The 14,964-nt window shown below is 39.9% G+C and carries 22 protein-coding genes; 12 read left to right on the top strand and 10 right to left on the bottom strand.

Annotated features, from left to right (window positions below):
• On the top strand, window positions 1-189 hold a 189-nt coding region (locus EHQ24_RS19310), incomplete at its 5' end, for a hypothetical protein (RefSeq protein ID WP_208725737.1).
• 26 nt (window positions 190-215) lie between these two features.
• Here the strand turns inward: EHQ24_RS19310 and cutA are convergent.
• Genes cutA through EHQ24_RS08060 form a run of 5 tightly spaced genes read right to left on the bottom strand, consistent with a single transcriptional unit; the run spans window position 216 to window position 2,200 of the window.
• Entirely contained in the window at window positions 216-545 is a 330-nt protein-coding gene (gene cutA / locus EHQ24_RS08080; RefSeq protein WP_135601151.1) for a divalent-cation tolerance protein CutA, read from the bottom strand.
• Window positions 546-595: 50 nt separating this feature from the next.
• Window positions 596-841, bottom strand: coding sequence for a hypothetical protein (locus EHQ24_RS08075; RefSeq protein ID WP_135601150.1), 246 nt, complete (start codon window positions 839-841; stop codon window positions 596-598).
• A gap of 4 nt (window positions 842-845) precedes the next feature.
• A complete protein-coding gene (locus EHQ24_RS08070; protein ID WP_135601149.1) occupies window positions 846-1,181 on the bottom strand; it encodes an LBF_4227 family protein in 336 nt (111 codons plus the stop codon).
• A complete protein-coding gene (locus EHQ24_RS08065) occupies window positions 1,182-1,466 on the bottom strand; it encodes a DUF883 family protein (RefSeq protein ID WP_135601148.1) in 285 nt (94 codons plus the stop codon). It lies immediately after the preceding gene.
• Between the two features lie 8 nt (window positions 1,467-1,474).
• Window positions 1,475-2,200: a response regulator transcription factor gene (locus tag EHQ24_RS08060; RefSeq protein WP_135586115.1), complete on the bottom strand. Its 726-nt coding sequence runs from the start codon at window positions 2,198-2,200 to the stop codon at window positions 1,475-1,477.
• A 58-nt stretch (window positions 2,201-2,258) separates the two neighbouring features.
• Between EHQ24_RS08060 and EHQ24_RS08055 the strand changes: the two genes are divergently transcribed.
• Entirely contained in the window at window positions 2,259-2,675 is a 417-nt protein-coding gene (locus EHQ24_RS08055) for a DUF4279 domain-containing protein (RefSeq protein WP_135601147.1), read from the top strand.
• Here the strand turns inward: EHQ24_RS08055 and EHQ24_RS08050 are convergent.
• The gene (locus tag EHQ24_RS08050) at window positions 2,644-3,003 is read right to left on the bottom strand and encodes a hypothetical protein (protein WP_135601146.1); all 360 of its coding nucleotides are present in this window, start codon (window positions 3,001-3,003) and stop codon (window positions 2,644-2,646) included. The genes EHQ24_RS08055 and EHQ24_RS08050 overlap by 32 nt on opposite strands.
• 13 nt (window positions 3,004-3,016) lie before the next feature.
• On the opposite strand from EHQ24_RS08050, the gene EHQ24_RS08045 reads away from it, so the two are divergent.
• Window positions 3,017-3,988 (top strand): amino acid--tRNA ligase-related protein, encoded by a 972-nt coding sequence (locus tag EHQ24_RS08045; RefSeq protein WP_135601145.1) that lies wholly within the window; start codon window positions 3,017-3,019, stop codon window positions 3,986-3,988.
• Window positions 3,989-3,997: 9 nt separating this feature from the next.
• Here EHQ24_RS08045 and EHQ24_RS08040 read toward each other — a convergent pair whose 3' ends face one another.
• Both EHQ24_RS08040 and EHQ24_RS08035 read right to left on the bottom strand, forming a co-directional pair.
• Window positions 3,998-4,387: an LA_2478/LA_2722/LA_4182 family protein gene (locus tag EHQ24_RS08040; protein WP_135601144.1), complete on the bottom strand. Its 390-nt coding sequence runs from the start codon at window positions 4,385-4,387 to the stop codon at window positions 3,998-4,000.
• Between the two features lie 205 nt (window positions 4,388-4,592).
• Window positions 4,593-5,276, bottom strand: a complete 684-nt coding sequence (locus EHQ24_RS08035; protein ID WP_244310341.1) for a hypothetical protein — start codon at window positions 5,274-5,276, stop codon at window positions 4,593-4,595.
• Between the two features lie 221 nt (window positions 5,277-5,497).
• On the opposite strand from EHQ24_RS08035, the gene EHQ24_RS08030 reads away from it, so the two are divergent.
• The 6 genes from EHQ24_RS08030 to EHQ24_RS08005 all read left to right on the top strand — a co-directional run bounded on the left by EHQ24_RS08030 (window position 5,498) and on the right by EHQ24_RS08005 (window position 9,446).
• Complete coding sequence (locus EHQ24_RS08030; protein WP_135601143.1) at window positions 5,498-6,088, top strand: DUF6935 domain-containing protein; 591 nt, start codon at window positions 5,498-5,500, stop codon at window positions 6,086-6,088.
• The gene (locus EHQ24_RS08025; protein ID WP_135601142.1) at window positions 6,089-6,901 is read left to right on the top strand and encodes a ZIP family metal transporter; all 813 of its coding nucleotides are present in this window, start codon (window positions 6,089-6,091) and stop codon (window positions 6,899-6,901) included.
• 380 nt (window positions 6,902-7,281) lie between these two features.
• Window positions 7,282-7,602, top strand: coding sequence for a hypothetical protein (locus EHQ24_RS19350; RefSeq protein ID WP_244310340.1), 321 nt, complete (start codon window positions 7,282-7,284; stop codon window positions 7,600-7,602).
• A gap of 125 nt (window positions 7,603-7,727) precedes the next feature.
• Window positions 7,728-8,024, top strand: a complete 297-nt coding sequence (locus tag EHQ24_RS08015; protein ID WP_244310339.1) for a hypothetical protein — start codon at window positions 7,728-7,730, stop codon at window positions 8,022-8,024.
• Entirely contained in the window at window positions 8,021-8,410 is a 390-nt protein-coding gene (locus EHQ24_RS08010; protein ID WP_135601140.1) for a hypothetical protein, read from the top strand. Before EHQ24_RS08015 ends, EHQ24_RS08010 begins: the two co-directional genes overlap by 4 nt.
• A gap of 85 nt (window positions 8,411-8,495) precedes the next feature.
• Window positions 8,496-9,446: an ankyrin repeat domain-containing protein gene (locus EHQ24_RS08005; protein ID WP_167483063.1), complete on the top strand. Its 951-nt coding sequence runs from the start codon at window positions 8,496-8,498 to the stop codon at window positions 9,444-9,446.
• 62 nt (window positions 9,447-9,508) lie between these two features.
• Here EHQ24_RS08005 and EHQ24_RS08000 read toward each other — a convergent pair whose 3' ends face one another.
• Window positions 9,509-10,531, bottom strand: coding sequence for a zinc-dependent alcohol dehydrogenase family protein (locus tag EHQ24_RS08000; protein WP_135601138.1), 1,023 nt, complete (start codon window positions 10,529-10,531; stop codon window positions 9,509-9,511).
• Between the two features lie 92 nt (window positions 10,532-10,623).
• Between EHQ24_RS08000 and EHQ24_RS07995 the strand changes: the two genes are divergently transcribed.
• From EHQ24_RS07995 to EHQ24_RS07985, 3 genes are read left to right on the top strand one after another with little or no spacing between them, the layout of a single operon-like run.
• A complete protein-coding gene (locus EHQ24_RS07995) occupies window positions 10,624-11,433 on the top strand; it encodes an SDR family NAD(P)-dependent oxidoreductase (RefSeq protein WP_135601137.1) in 810 nt (269 codons plus the stop codon).
• A 38-nt stretch (window positions 11,434-11,471) separates the two neighbouring features.
• Complete coding sequence (locus EHQ24_RS07990) at window positions 11,472-12,293, top strand: DUF1295 domain-containing protein (RefSeq protein WP_135601136.1); 822 nt, start codon at window positions 11,472-11,474, stop codon at window positions 12,291-12,293.
• Window positions 12,294-12,306: 13 nt separating this feature from the next.
• Window positions 12,307-13,377, top strand: a complete 1,071-nt coding sequence (locus tag EHQ24_RS07985) for an SAM-dependent methyltransferase (protein ID WP_135601135.1) — start codon at window positions 12,307-12,309, stop codon at window positions 13,375-13,377.
• Here the strand turns inward: EHQ24_RS07985 and EHQ24_RS07980 are convergent.
• Window positions 13,356-14,939 (bottom strand): DEAD/DEAH box helicase, encoded by a 1,584-nt coding sequence (locus EHQ24_RS07980; protein ID WP_135601134.1) that lies wholly within the window; start codon window positions 14,937-14,939, stop codon window positions 13,356-13,358. The genes EHQ24_RS07985 and EHQ24_RS07980 overlap by 22 nt on opposite strands.
• Window positions 14,940-14,964: the final 25 nt, after the last annotated feature.

Here is a 14,964-nt window from a genome sequence, read left to right as displayed (position 1 = left end):
ACGGAGGGCTTGGTCAGAGGAGGCTTTTGCCTCCGAGGACGGGAGCCGAAGGCGCACCCCGAAGTACGCCCGGTCGTTTTACTTTGCGAACTTGGATTGAAGAAAAAGATTCGAGGCGCCCGTGAAATGGAATCAGTATTAGAGTTTCTTTATCATACCAATCGCAATTTCGAGATGGGAAAAACGTAAGAAAGTTAAGATGGATGAAGTTGTTATTAACTATTCTTTTTAATCTTCTCTGCAACAAACGCTTTGTAGGCGGGGCTACCGAAACTTACGTCCATACGAATGATTTCTGGGGCAATGTATGGGTGACGTTTCATAATGAATTCTTCGATCGCATTGTATTTGTCAGCTTTTGCTTTGAGAAGGATTTTGTTTTCGGTGTCGACAGTGATTTTTCCTTCCCATAGATAAACAAGTTCTACTTCCGGAAAAATGGTTCCCGATATAATGATTCCTTGTTCTAACATTTCGGAGATTTGTTCTTCCGCCATATCGCGGTCGCCAATTGTGGTAAATACTAAAATTTCTTCTGAAGCCATAGGAAGTCCTTGTTTGTTTTTACAAAGATCGGCTAAGAGAGGGGAAACCCTTATTCTTTTGGAGATTTATTTTGTAAGTAGGATTGAAATCCTTCTTTCACTTGGTCGACCATTCCTGATTCACGGACGGAACGAACCACTCGTTGCCAGAATTTAATTTTGCCTTCAAACTCATTCCAACCAAGTTGTAAGTCCATTCGTTTGATTTTGAGTAACATCCTAAGTTCGGATAGAGACATGTCTTTTGGATCTTTGTCTAAATATCGTTCATGGTCTGTTAGGGGATTGAAACGCATGGAATTATTTTTTCTTTAGAACGAGTGATAAAAACAAAATGGCAAAAATTAAAAATCCAAATCCAGTTCCAAAACTAGCAAAAATAGGATCTCCACTGGATAAAAACTTTTGAAAACTTAAGAAAACTCCGTACGAAATGTACAGTAGGCCTAAAAAAATAAGGAAGAAGGAAGTGAAGACCCATACAGAAGACAAAACCAAATTTTTGATGTAAATTTGGAGATTCTTTTGGATGTAAATCGCCATCACTTCGCCGTAAGCGACAAGTTTAGCGACTAATTCTTCAAAGGCGGCTTTGATCCCGCCTTTTTTGCGATGTTTTGTATGTTTCTCGTCCAATTATTTTTTCTTAAAAAACCAACCGAGGGCGAGTCCAAGACCAAGTCCCACACCAAATCCAATGACGGCTGCTTTTTGTGGGTGTTCTTTTACGTAAGATCCTACATTGTCAATGACTTCTTTTGCTTTGATAGAAGCCTCTTCACTTGCTTTACCTAACTTTTGTTTGATGTCGCTTACTTGTTCCATATACTTCTCCTTGGCTCTTTGTTCAATTTCTTTGGCTTTTTTCTCATACAACTTGATTTCGTCGATGAGGGATTTGTCTTTTTTCACTTCTTCCATGACGAATGTTAGTCTGGCACAACTATGTTTTCAAAATTGTCAGTGAAACGATATCCGATTCCCCAAATGGTTTCGATCCATTCTGGTTGTGCGGAGTTTTTTTCTAGTTTAGAACGAATGCGTTTGATATGACTGTCGATCATCCTTTCGAATCCATCCCATTCCACTCCCCAAACCGATTCCAAAATCATTTCGCGAGAAAAAACTTTTCCAGGAGAACCAGCTAAGAGTTGTAAGATGTCAAATTCCTTTCTAGAAATGTTGATGATGTTTTCGTTCAGAGTGACACGACGACGAATGGAATCAATTTTCAGAGCACCACGAATGATTTCTCCAGCTTGGCCCACATTGGGTTTGATCCCAATTTTTTTATCCCATCTGCGAAAGAATACATCCACTCTTGTTTTGAGTTCGCGAACCGAAAATGGTTTAGTGATATAGTCATCAGCACCTAACTCAAGTCCCATGATGCGATCAATTTCCTCTGTCCTTGCGGAAAGAATAAAAATTGGAGTACTTTCATCGGCTTTACGGATGCTACGGCAAATTTCCATACCATCAATGTCCGGTAACGAGAGATCCAGAATCACTAAATCAGGATGATTGGATTTGTAAAATTTCAAACCGTCTTCGCCATTTTCAAAAACGGAGGTTGTGTAGTGAGCAGAATCGAGAGATTTCCGGATTAGGTTCCCGATATCCGGATCGTCCTCAATTACCAAAATATTTTTCATGTTTTTCCCTTGAGTTCTTTCTCAATTTGGTTCTTGTAGTAGAAAAAAAAAGTAAAAAATGGAATCAGGAACACAAAGGGAAGCAAAATCGTGGGCGATGTTCGCCATCTCAGGACCTAAACTACGGCCATTGGAAGTCACGGAGAAATTAGGCATCCAACCGGATTATTACCACGGTGCGGATGTAAAAGACATCGAAAATATGACAATTCCAAGTCATTGGCAGCTCAATTCTAAGTTAGGACCTGATTCTCCAGTCCAGGATCATATTTGGGATTTGCTTAAAACCTTAGCACCTGTTCGCAAAAACCTAAAAGAATTCACCGAAAGTTACGAATCTACGATTTATGCATCTGTGGAGTTTGCATCCGAGTTCACAAAAGGTGTGATTTTAGACAAAAGGACTATGCTTTTGTTAGGTGAAATGGGTGTGAATTTAGAAATTATCCCCTGGGAACTCGATGAGACTCCCTAAGGATAGCGTCACTTGGGAAAACAAGTCGAATCAGTCCAAATCGTTTTAAATAGATATAACCAGAGAGTGGGAGACCAAGTAGGACAAGGACTCTTTTTTTCAGACGAAGATCCCTGGCCATGTTCAGTAGTTTTGTAAGTAGGCTCAAAGGAAGATAGGGAAGGTTAGAAAGATCCATTTGGATATGAGATCTTGTTTGGAAAAACAACATATGCATCACTGAATCCATTTCTTCTTCTAGTTCTGCATGTACCGTCTTGGACAAAATGACAATTTCATACGCATTTTGAACTTCGCGCACGGTGAGGTATTTTGTTTTTTTTGCCATTGGAGGTAAGGGTATGATTTCTCTCTCAAAAGATACAGTTATTTTTCGATCTCAAGTTTTTAAGATGGTTCGTGAAATTTTATTTCGAAATGAATTTTTGGAGGTAGATACTCCTACACTCAAGCCCATCGTGGGGATGGAACCATACCTTGATCCTTTTGAAGTGCGTTCGCCGAGTGGGCGTGAGAAAGGATACCTCATCACCTCTCCCGAATACAGTTTGAAACAAATGATGGCAAAGGGTTTGGATCGTATCTTTGAACTGGCTCATACGTTCCGGTCGGGTGAGATGGGAAGTGGGTTCCATTCAAAAGAATTTCTGATGTTAGAACTGTATGCCAAAGGAATGGATGATGTAGTTCTCAGACATTTTATAGAAAAATTCCTTCGTGAGTTGGTTTATACATTTGGAAAAGAAGAAGATAAGAAAAACATAAATAAACCCCAATGGATTCGTCATCTTTCCGTAGAAGAGGTTTTCCAACAAAATGTCGGACATGGATTTTCGAAGGAAGATTTGTTACAAACCATTATTACCAAAAAACTAACTTCGTCCCCGGTTTCCGAACTGACCCATTGGCAGTATGAAGATCTTTTCTTTTTGGTTTTTTTAAATCTAGTAGAACCAAAATTAGGTGAAGGTATTGTTTTTTTATACGATTATCCGCCAGAATGTGCCGCACTTGCTAAAATTGTAGATGGAGTGGCCAAACGGTTTGAGATTTATTGGGACGGACTAGAACTTGCGAATGCTTTTTATGAACTAAGTGATGTGGAAGAACAGAGGAAACGTTTTCTAGAAGAACAAGAGTTACGTGCCAAATTAGGAAAAGAAGTGTTTCCAATGGATGAAGATTTTCTTTTGTCTTTAGGAAGTGGATTTCCAGACTGTGCCGGAATCTCCATTGGCATGGACCGACTCCTTTTGAAATTATCTGGAAAACACGGACTAAGTGAGATTAGCCCGTATTGGATGGAAAATTAAAAGGTGAGCTTAGTTTTCTTCTTGGAATTTTTCACAAGACTCAGGAACTTTTCCTTCTTCTAAATCTGCACAAGAAAATGCTGCCATGTCTCTGGCACATTTTTTCATATCTTCCAAATCTTCTTTGGTGAGTTTTTTTGTTGGTTTGTCACTCGCCGGTTTCTGACCTTCGACAACATAGTTTTTGTAACGAGATTCACAAACGTTCCCATTCACAAACTGAGATTCGATCATCTTCCTTTGGTCCGCGGGAAGGTCTTTCAGTTTTTCTTTCATACACTCAGAAGTTTTTGCACACATTTTTTTAGAGAGTGCTTGGAATTCTTTGGCATCCTTTAATGTTTGTGCGGTGATGAAGAAGGGGGCGAGTATTAGTAAAAAAAAGGAAATTTTTTTCATACAGAGATATTAAGGATTCTTGCCGCTTGGTAAAGAAAAAAAAATGATTTGAATTAGAATACAGTTAGGATTTCCCCTGGACAGTATGAACCCTCCCAATAGGAAACTTCATACTGAGGCAGAAACTATAAACGAATTCCGTTATAATTAGTGCAGTCGGAATTGATTTGAGAATCCGTAACCGTATCATAGTAGTTTCGAGTGATCAGCCCATACCCATAGTACAGGCTCCCCGATAAACCTTTGCGCCGTTCTGGGTTGCACAAGAACTTGCACTGTATGTTCCTGAGCTGACAGAAGTTGTACAATATGCCGCATTAAAAAGATGATTCACCGCGAAGTCATCACAACGACTGCCACCAGCGGAATGGGTACAACTGCCTCCGCCACTTACGGAAGTGTTAGAACCGAAAAGTCGAACTCCACCACCAAAATAACCAGATTGATAATATCCAGCAACACGGACACGATAGTTACCTACATTTGTGAAAGTGAAGGTGCGTACTTGGAAATTATATGATGCATTCCGTATTTTAGGCAGAATTGCATTTTTTCCTGAGTCAGGAAAAATACTGATTTCTGGTTTCGGATTATTTGTTGGGATACTTCCGACGGTGGCTAAGAATGTATATGTTCCGGGGGTATTGATAGTTAATGAGAAATCTGCTACCGGTGAGGCACTAATGAGATTTGCATTTAGCCCTGTTCCATTTCCTGTAATAATTCCAGAAATAGTGGGAACAGTCGTACAAAGATTGTATGTAAATGGAGTATGTAAGTTATATGCATCTCCGCAAAATAAACCATTTGCGCATTCATTGTCAGAGAAACATCTTTCATCAACACCTTTGCCACCACCTGAAGAAAGTGCAAGTAAAGGTAGGAGCATGTCAGATTCTTCTTTTGATTTTTGTTCCCCACAATTAAATATTAGAAAAAAAACACTTAGAGTGGTAGCGATTTTAATAGTTATATTTTTCATTTAACCCTTTGTTAGCTTATGATCTGCTAACGCATATTTATTGCTGTTGGTTTCCAGTCAGCATTTTTTTGGTTGTACAACCGAAAATAAATTGATTAATATCCGAAAATTCCCTACATTTTTAGATTATGAAAAAAACCCTTATTCTAACCATTCTCTTTCTGTTTGCGGCTAGTCAGGCCTTCGCTCAGAACCTAACTCCTCGTAATGTGGTTGTCCTTCCTTCAGAACCAACTACAATTGAAGAATTCAAATCTTCACAATCATCGATTGCAACTACGCCAGAAGGTGCTGCTGCCATGCTTGTACTTGCCATTTCTCTCTATGGAAAAAACCAAGACTTAGGTACAAAAACAATTACCCTTTCGGTAGTTTCGAAAAATCGGCAAAAGTCCAACAAACCTTCTGCCGTTGATGGAATGGATTTGGGGAATGGTGATAAATTTCTTCTTGGTCAATTGGATAAATACAAAATGTTATCCAATGGTTATTGGAAAGGAGCAGAACCTTCCAATGGATACACTCCTAGTTTGCCTTTGACAGTCGAAACCTATACAAATCCTTATTCTGGTGAAGAATCCACGGGAAGAATTAAACTTTTTGTTGCCACTCGGGGTGCATCTAGTTTCCGACCAGTGACTGTGGAAAAAGATTCCGATGGACTTTGGCGTGCCAAAGAAATGAGTTCTTTATTTGTGGGAATGATGCCAGCCAAATAGATGTTAGATTTTATTTTATCACTCCATCCAGTGGTATTGGCACTTCTTGCCACTGGGTTCACTTGGTTTTGTACAGCCTTTGGTGCGGGGTTTGTTTTTTTCTTTCGAACAGTGCCAAGGCCTGTCTTCAATGCAATGCTGGGGTTTGCATCTGGGGTTATGATTGCCGCCAGTTTTTGGTCTCTCCTTTTGCCATCGATTGAACTTTCAGAACAAGCTGGTAATCCTGCTTGGTTTCATGTGAGTCTTGGGTTTTTATCTGGTGGTTTGTCTTTATATTTTTTACATAAACTCCTTCCACACCTCCATGTAGGTTTGGAAGAAAATCGGTTGGAGGGGGGAAGGTCTTCTTTCCAAAGGAGTTTGCTTCTTATTCTTGCAATTACCTTACACAATATACCAGAAGGTTTGGCAGTAGGCGTCGCCTTTGGCGCGCTTGGTGATGGATTTACATACGAGGCCCTTATGGCTGCGGTTGTAGTTGCTTTCGGGATTGGAATCCAAAATATTCCCGAAGGTGCTGCTGTATCCATTCCTTTGTTAAGGGAGGGTTTTTCGACACGGAAAAGTTTTTGGTATGGACAACTCTCAGGATTTGTAGAACCTATCGGCGGGTTATTTGGAGCGGCCCTTGTTTTTTATGTAGAAAGTTTGTTACCCTTTGCCCTATCTTTTGCTGCGGGGGCGATGATCTTTGTAGTCGTCGAAGAACTGATTCCAGAATCTCATACGGGAAAAGAAACAGAAATGTCTACACTCGGTGCTATGATAGGATTTGTTCTTATGATGGCATTGGATGTGGGACTTGGATGATGTTTAAGTAAGAAGGAGTTATTTATCGTAAGGTTCTGAAAACTATACTTGCAAGTTTTCTTATATTTCTATAAAATGATCCAAATGTTAAATAGAAATATTACGACCGTTATACTGGTTTTTATTTTCTATATTTCCTGTGCTATAGATATCAAACAAATTCCGGAGCCCAGGGAAACAAAAGATGGTTTATATCAAACCATCAACAAACCGGTGTACATCGGCAAGTCTGAAGTTTTCACTGCTGATAGTGTTACTTATACAAAGGTATGGAGATATACTTTTAAATCTATTTTAAAAACAACTGAATTTTATGGGTTCTTTTGAACAAGTGAAATTGAAACCATGCTAGAAGTTACAAATTTAAAGGTTTTGGATCGATGTGCAAAAGAAATAACAAAATATTTGCAATAACATTTGTTTTGTTATTTGGGGCCTGTATTTCTTTACCAGAAACTCCAAAAAATGAGAAAGAGAATTGTGTTGCTCATTTTTTTCATACAAAACGTAGAATGCGAGAAATCCAAATAGAAAATCGAAATTTTACCACCGCCATTTCCGGTTTATCTTTTATGGTTGGATTTTGGGCAGGTCCGACAGGACTGACACCACTACTAGTTCTACCATACACTCAATATAAAAATAAAAATAGAGTGGATGTGATTCAATCTGAGTATGAATCCAAGTATTGCGATGTATAAAAAAACAATTTAAGGAAGATGAAATGAAAAACATGAGACAAATAATTGTAATAGGACTTACTTTATTTTTGTTCCAGTGTGCCAACACCTCCTATTATCAGACTTGGGGAAAAAATAAAGTACGTATGAGTGGTTTCTCGACGAATGAAGGGTATTCTGTTTATAGTAAGTTTAACTTTTCTTTTACTAGAGTATACCTTTTTTGGGGACTTTCGAATGTTAGAGATAAGTCTTTGGATGATCTTTTAGCCGAAATCTATTTGAAATATCCGAACGCTAGTATTGGTGATTTAAAGATTGTAGAAGAGTATGAGTTTTCGGATGGAATGGTTGATTTGGTTACAGGTGGGATCGTGCGGCCATACACTCTTCATATTAAAGGTAATGTTTACGCACTAAATCAAAGGACTCTTACAAAATGAAGTTTCATTATATAACCATCATTGTTTCTTTCCTCTCTATTTTTAGTTGCGCTTCGTATAAATATGAAATTACAGAAACTAAGATCCCAGTCAGTTTTTCCAACGACCTAGAGAACAATGACAAGTTTAGAGAGTTTCGTATTGAGACAAAACTTTCTTGGTATTTATTTGACACGCAACCAATAGATACTTTTGACCTTGACGAAATCATTCGAACTAACTTGCCAAATGCCAAAAAAATATGTAATCTTCGGATTCATTCAAAAGAAAATGTTGCCGATTCAATGATCCGAACACTAACGACTGGTATACAATTTCTTTTTATTTCCAATCGCGCCCTGTATTCCCAAAGGACTGTCATTATTGAAGGTTTGGTTGTGGAATAGGCAAGTTATGGAAGGTTTTAGTTTATTTTCGATTGTAGAAACTAGATGTTGTGGCTCAGATAGATTGGTTTCCTTGGTAAAAATTATGAAATTCAAATTTTCTTTGTCTTTAGTATTTGTTTTGTTTGTGACTTTTTTCGTTAATTGTTTCGCATACCATATCAAAAACGGAAATGTCGGTCCAGTTGCTTCGGCACTTGACAAAGGCCAAGACATCAATGAAAAAAATGAGGAAGGGAACACTCCCTTAATGTTGGCATCTCGTTACAAACAACATGAGATGATGAGGTTGTTACTCGGTCGTGGCGCTAAAATTAATGAAACAAATTTAAAAGGAGAAACTGCCTTAATGTTGTCTGCGGTCTGGGGAAACTTGGAAGGAGTTAAAATTCTCCTAGAACATGGAGCCAATCCAAATATCTTAAAACCTAATGGTGACTCTGTACTTCATTCTGCAACAGTCACCGGTGATGAAGAAATTGCCTTCCTTTTAATCAAACACGGTGCTGAAGTCAAGGGCAATCAGCAAACTCAAGCTGGCCTATTGTACTGGGCATCCCATTCTTGTTCCTTAAAACTTGTTACATATTATTTAGGTAAAAGCATTAACCCAGAATGGAAATATCTTTATGGTTATACTCCGCTCATGACAGTTTGTGCTACCTACAAAGATGCCAAAGAAGCTGTGAATCCCGAAAAAATTGTAAAACTGTTAATAGAGCATAAGGCGAATGTAAATGCAAGATCGGATGCAGGTGCAACTCCTTTACACGCTGCGGCTTCAGCCCCAAATTTTTTCCTGGCCAAGGCATTGATCGAAAACGGAGCAGAAGTGAATGCACTTGATAATCTAGGAGAAACTCCCCTAATGAAAAGTGTGGGTAGCGGTTTTACATATTACGTTGAGGTAAGAGTGATCAAACTGCTTCTTCTGAATGGTGCAGACAAAACTGTCAAAGATAACTTGGGGAAAACCGCTTATGACCATGCTACAAAAAATCGATTACCTAATCAGTATTTAGATTTAGTCCGCTAAATGATCGGTAACATTTCATTTCATAAAGAATGACTTTATCTAAAATTTCACCTTTTGTGGAGTCATTCCCAACTCACTACTACTTTTCCAAAATGTTTCCCTGTTTGTAAATATTGTAAGGCTTCTGGGACTTCTTCCCAACCGAACACTTTGTCCACAACGGGTTTCATTTTGTTTTGTTCGATGGCTCGGTTCATTTTTTCAAAATCGGCGCGGCTTCCGACAATCACACCTTGGACTTTGACTCCTTGCATAAGAATCGGATAGAGAGAAAGACTAGATTCTCCACCAGCAAGGACACCGATGAGAGCAATGGTTCCGTATGGTTTGACACTCATCATGGATTTTTGCATGGTGCCGGCACCACCCACTTCGATGATGAGATCGGCTCCGGCCATCTTGGTTACTTTTCGAACATCTCGTTCCCAGTTGGTTTTGGTTGCATAGTTGATGGTAACGTCAGCCCCAAGAGTTTTAGCACGTTCTAGTTTTTCGTCACTGGATGATGTGATGATGACCCGAGCTCCCATCATTTTTGCAAATTGTAAGGCAAATAGAGAAACACCACCAGTGCCTAAACAAAGTACATCGGATCCAGGTTCAATCCCTCCAAAATTCACAACGGCGTTGTAAGCGGTAAGGCCCGCACATCCTAAGGTGGCGGCTTCTTTGTCGGTTAGATGGTTTGGCGTGGCGACAAGTCCTTCTTCTGCAAATTTTCCATAGTTCGCTAAACAGCCGTCATGTGGGCCGCCGAGAGTCGAACGGAGGTTGTCCATATTGGGTGCCCCGTCCATCCACTTCTGCGCAAAAATGGGAAGCACCCGGTCTCCTTTTTTCCAAAGAGTGACCTCAGATCCAACGGCTTCCACCACACCGGCTCCATCAGAACAAGGGATGAGGGGAAGTTTTTGTCTGGGGTTGTATGTTCCAATCACCATTAAATAATCGCGATAATTCAGTGAAGTTGCTGTTAGGCGAACGAGAACTTCTTTAGGAGCCAGTGATTCAGAAAGATCCCTTGTCGTTTGTTTTAGGTTTTCTAATCCGAATGATCCTTGGATTTCCCATACTTTGTTTAACATATTCCCTCGTGCGATTTAGAATCAAAATTCACTCGTCAGATCCTCCTGTGTCCTTATCCTTTGTCGAGTGGGAATCAGAAGAAAGGGGCCTTATGAATAAAGATTTTTGGAACGATAGGGTGGTAGTGATCACTGGAGCAACAAGTGGGATCGGCAAAGCATTGTATGAAGAATTGGCTACCTTTCCCTGTGAACTTGTCCTTGTAGCAAGAAGGGCTGCCGAAATTACCAAACCCAAAAACAAACACGACGGTGTTATCATTCACCGAGTTGCTTGTGATCTTTCGGATCCAACGTCTGTATTAGATGCTGTAGAGTGGATTGGAAAAAAAGTTTCTAAAATTGATGTTTTGTTTAATAACGCTGGAATCACTGCTCACGGTCGTTTTGATTCCCTTTCGATGGATGTGTATCGGAAAACCTTTGACACGAATTTTTTTGGCCCCATCCAATTCATCCGTGGGCTTTTGCCTCTTCTCCTTAGAACCAAAGGAAATATAGTCACCACTTCCACAGTCTCTGCTCTTTATGGTGTGCCTGGCCGCGCGGCATATTCTGCATCCAAGTCTGCCTTACATGCGGCCCTTGAATCCCTGCGGATCGAAAACTTAAACGAGGGACTTGGTGTATCCCTAGTTTGTGTTCCGTACACGGACACGGCTCTTCGTACTTCGGGTCTTGATGCTTCCGGTGGGATTTTATCAGAAGCACCTGCCAAAGGAAAACGAAAAACTGCAAAAGAAGTGGCTCATGTTTTAATGTCTGTTGCCAAAGACAAAGAAGCAAGGCTTGTGACATTCAATCTGTCCGGAAAATTTTTAGAATGGATGCGGTTTTTCTCCCCAAAATTTTTAGAAAAAATTCTTTATAAAAAACTTTATGAGGACTTCAAACCACACTGAACCCTGTCTAAACCAAGGTATAGGGAGAGGATCTATCCTTGGATAATTTATTATTTTCGTATCTAGCAGCTGTTATATTTGCATTTCTATTTATGAGTCTGATGTGGTTTTGGGGAAAAACCAGAGACAACTACGCAGTCATCGACGTGGGTTGGGGACTTGTCATTGCAGGTATTGCCACTATCCTAGTAGTTTTTGGAACGGGGACAGTGTTTGCGAAATGGGCTGTACTCATCCCAGTTTGGATTTGGGCTCTTCGTTTATCAGGGTTTCTTTACTTCACTCGCATCCGTACAAACCACCCAGAAGACAAAAGGTACGCTGGATTTCGTAAAGACTACGGTGACAATGTCCATAAAAAAATGTTTACGAATGTGTTTCTATTACAAGGATTTTTGGCCCTCTTTCTATCTTTCCCTTTTTATTATGCTGCCCATTGGAAATTATTTCCTAACTCCGGAATCATAGGGCCTAACGGATATTTGATGGTTCTTTTGGGTTGGATTTTGTTTGTGGTTGGGGTAGTGGGTGAAACTATTTCTGATCGTGACCTTCATAAGTTTGTATCCGATCCAAACAACAAAGGTAAGGTTTGTAATTTAGGTCTTTGGAAGTATACGAGACATCCCAATTATTTTTTTGAATGGGTGATTTGGCTTGGGATTGGGATCATTCCGATTCTTTCTGCACCTTGGGCGGCCCTTTCCCTTTTTACCCCCGTTTTTATGTTTGTACTCTTACGATTTGTTTCCGGTGTCCCTTTTGCAGAAAAATATTCCCTTCTTTCCAAAGGTGATGTTTTTCGCGAATATATGCGCACCACAAATGCATTTTTCCCTTGGTTTCCCAAACAAAAATAATAAAGGATAATACATGAATTTTACGGATTCTAAAGAAAAAGAAGGAAGTTCTTCTTTTAACATCAACTCACTTTTAGAAAAGGATATCTTTCCTGATTGGCTCATTCGGTTTCGCATCCGCCAACTTTTGAAGTTGCGAATCAAACAAGAAAGAAAAGAGAATGTTACGGCTGGGCTCCAACACAAAATAAATTATGTGAACGAGCTAAAAAAATCTCCGATTGCCGTACATACGGATGCGGCAAACGAACAACATTACGAAGTCCCCAGTGATTTTTTTACTTATGTAATGGGACCTAGGATGAAGTATTCTTCTGGGTATTGGCCAACACTGGATACAAATTTTGCTGAATCCGAAGAAGAGATGTTACGAATCACGGTAGAACGTGCAGAGATTCAGAATGGAATGAAAGTTTTGGATTTAGGATGTGGTTGGGGGAGTATATCTCTCTATATCGCAGAAAAATTTCCGAAATGTAAGGTCACCGGTGTATCCAACTCGCGCACACAAAAAGAGTTCATAGACAAACGAGCCAAGGAACGTGGATTAAAAAATCTAACCATCATCACAAAAGATATGAACGATTTTACTACCAAGGACAAGTTTGATCGGATTGTTTCAGTAGAAATGTTAGAACATATGAAAAACTACGAAAAACTCTTTGAAAAACTATCGAAGTTTCTTGTGGCGGATGGAAAGTTTTTTGTACATATCTTCACTCATAAGGAGTTTGCTTATCCTTTCGAAGTCATTGATGAAACGGATTGGATGGCGAAGTATTTTTTCACAGGTGGGCAGATGCCATCGGATGATTTGTTTTTATACTTCCAAAAAGATTTCCTTATCGAAAACCATTGGGTTGTGAATGGTACTCATTATGCGAGAACGAGTGAAGCTTGGTATGATAATATGATTGAAAACAAGGATAAACTTTTGCCTATCCTTGCCAGTACTTACGGCGAAAAAGAAAAAACCAAATGGTTCGTTTATTGGAAAGTTTTCTTTCTCGCCTGTGCTGAGTTATGGGGTTACCGAAACGGTGAGGAGTGGTTTGTGAGCCACTACTTGTTTCGAAAACGCTGAGTTTTTTTCCCGGCAGCCTTTACGTAAACGCCACCTTCTTTTTTAGAAGAGGGTGTGCTGCTACTTCGGCGAGAATCCCCACCTCTTTCGCTTCTTTCTCCGCGTTCGCTACGTTCACCTCTATCACTGTTGGATCTGCCACCACGGTATCCACCGCGACCGCCACCAGATCCACCTTCATCACGACGTCGTCTTCCACCAGATCCACCACCAGGAGGCATTTCGCTCCATTCCGCAGGTGTTTTTCCGATTTTTTCCGGTCCACTGATTTTGGTTTTATCAAGCATAGTTGAAAGGAGTTTTAAAGATAACGAACGTTTGTCGTCTAACTTCAAAAGTTTTTCTAAAACTTCTTCTGCGTCTGCATGAATTTCTGTTTCCACAACTTTGTTTAAAAAGTCTTCTTCTCTTCTTGCGAGTACTTCCTTTTTGGTTGGAAGGGCCGCAATGGTCAAATTGGTTCCAGAAGTTCCTTTGAGTCGGATGAGAGCCCGAGATTCTCTGGTTGTCACAAGAGTCACAGCTTTTCCCGATTTTCCTGCACGACCTGTACGACCAATTCTATGAGTATAACTTTCGCTATCAAAAGGTAAGTGGTAGTTGATCACAAGAGACAAATCTTTTACGTCAAGACCACGTGCCGCAACGTCAGTTGCTACAAGGATCTTAACTCGGCCATCGTGTAGGCTTTTTAAAACTTGTTCCCTTTGTTTTTGGTTTAGATCTCCATGGAGAGCTTCCACAGGATATCCTTTGAAACCAAGGGTTGCTTTTAAATCATCTGCTTCTTTTTTCGTTTTTGTGAAGATGATTGCCTTGTATGGGTTTTCATAATCCAAAATTCGGACAACAGCGATTTCACGTTCAGCTTCATCAATCACGTAGTACACTTGTTCGATGTTTTTTGAAGATTTTTCTGTTGCTGCAATTTTTACATGAGCGGGGTGCGTTTGGTATTTACTCGCCAACTTCTTAATCGGCTCCGGCATTGTTGCGGAGAAAAGTAATGTTTGTCGTTTGGTTGGCAGTAGATTAAAGATGGATTCAATATCATCCATAAAGCCCATATCGAGCATTTCATCTGCTTCATCCAATATCACCATTGAAGGTTTGAAATTTTTAAGTTCCTTTCCTTTCAATAGGTCGAGAAGTCTTCCTGGAGTTGCAACGGCAACTTGGGCACCTTTGGCCACTTGTGTGATTTGTTTAGAATAGGAACTTCCGCCATAGATAGTGGTGGTTTTGATTCCTAAATGTTTTCCCAATTTAAACAATTCATCAGATACTTGCAGAGCAAGTTCACGAGTTGGAGTGAGGACAAGCACTTGCATGCCATCATTCACACTAATTCGGTTCAAACAGGGGAGTCCGTAAGCTGCAGTTTTTCCGGTACCGGTCTGCGCTTGTGCGATTAAATCTTTTCCTTCCAATACGAGCGGAATCGCTTGTTTTTGGATAGGGCTTGGTGATTCGAAGCCTGCATCAGTGATTCCTTGTAGTATTTCAGGACGTAATCCGAAGGATTGGAAGTCATTTCCAACTTCGGTGTCATTCTTAGTCATGGAAATAGGATACAATAAAAAAATG

This window comes from Leptospira noumeaensis, from assembly GCF_004770765.1.
GTDB classification, from domain to species: Bacteria; Spirochaetota; Leptospiria; order Leptospirales; family Leptospiraceae; genus Leptospira_A; species Leptospira_A noumeaensis.
The sequence above is the reverse complement of the archived record's forward strand: the minus strand, read 5'-3'. Positions and strand labels throughout refer to the sequence as shown.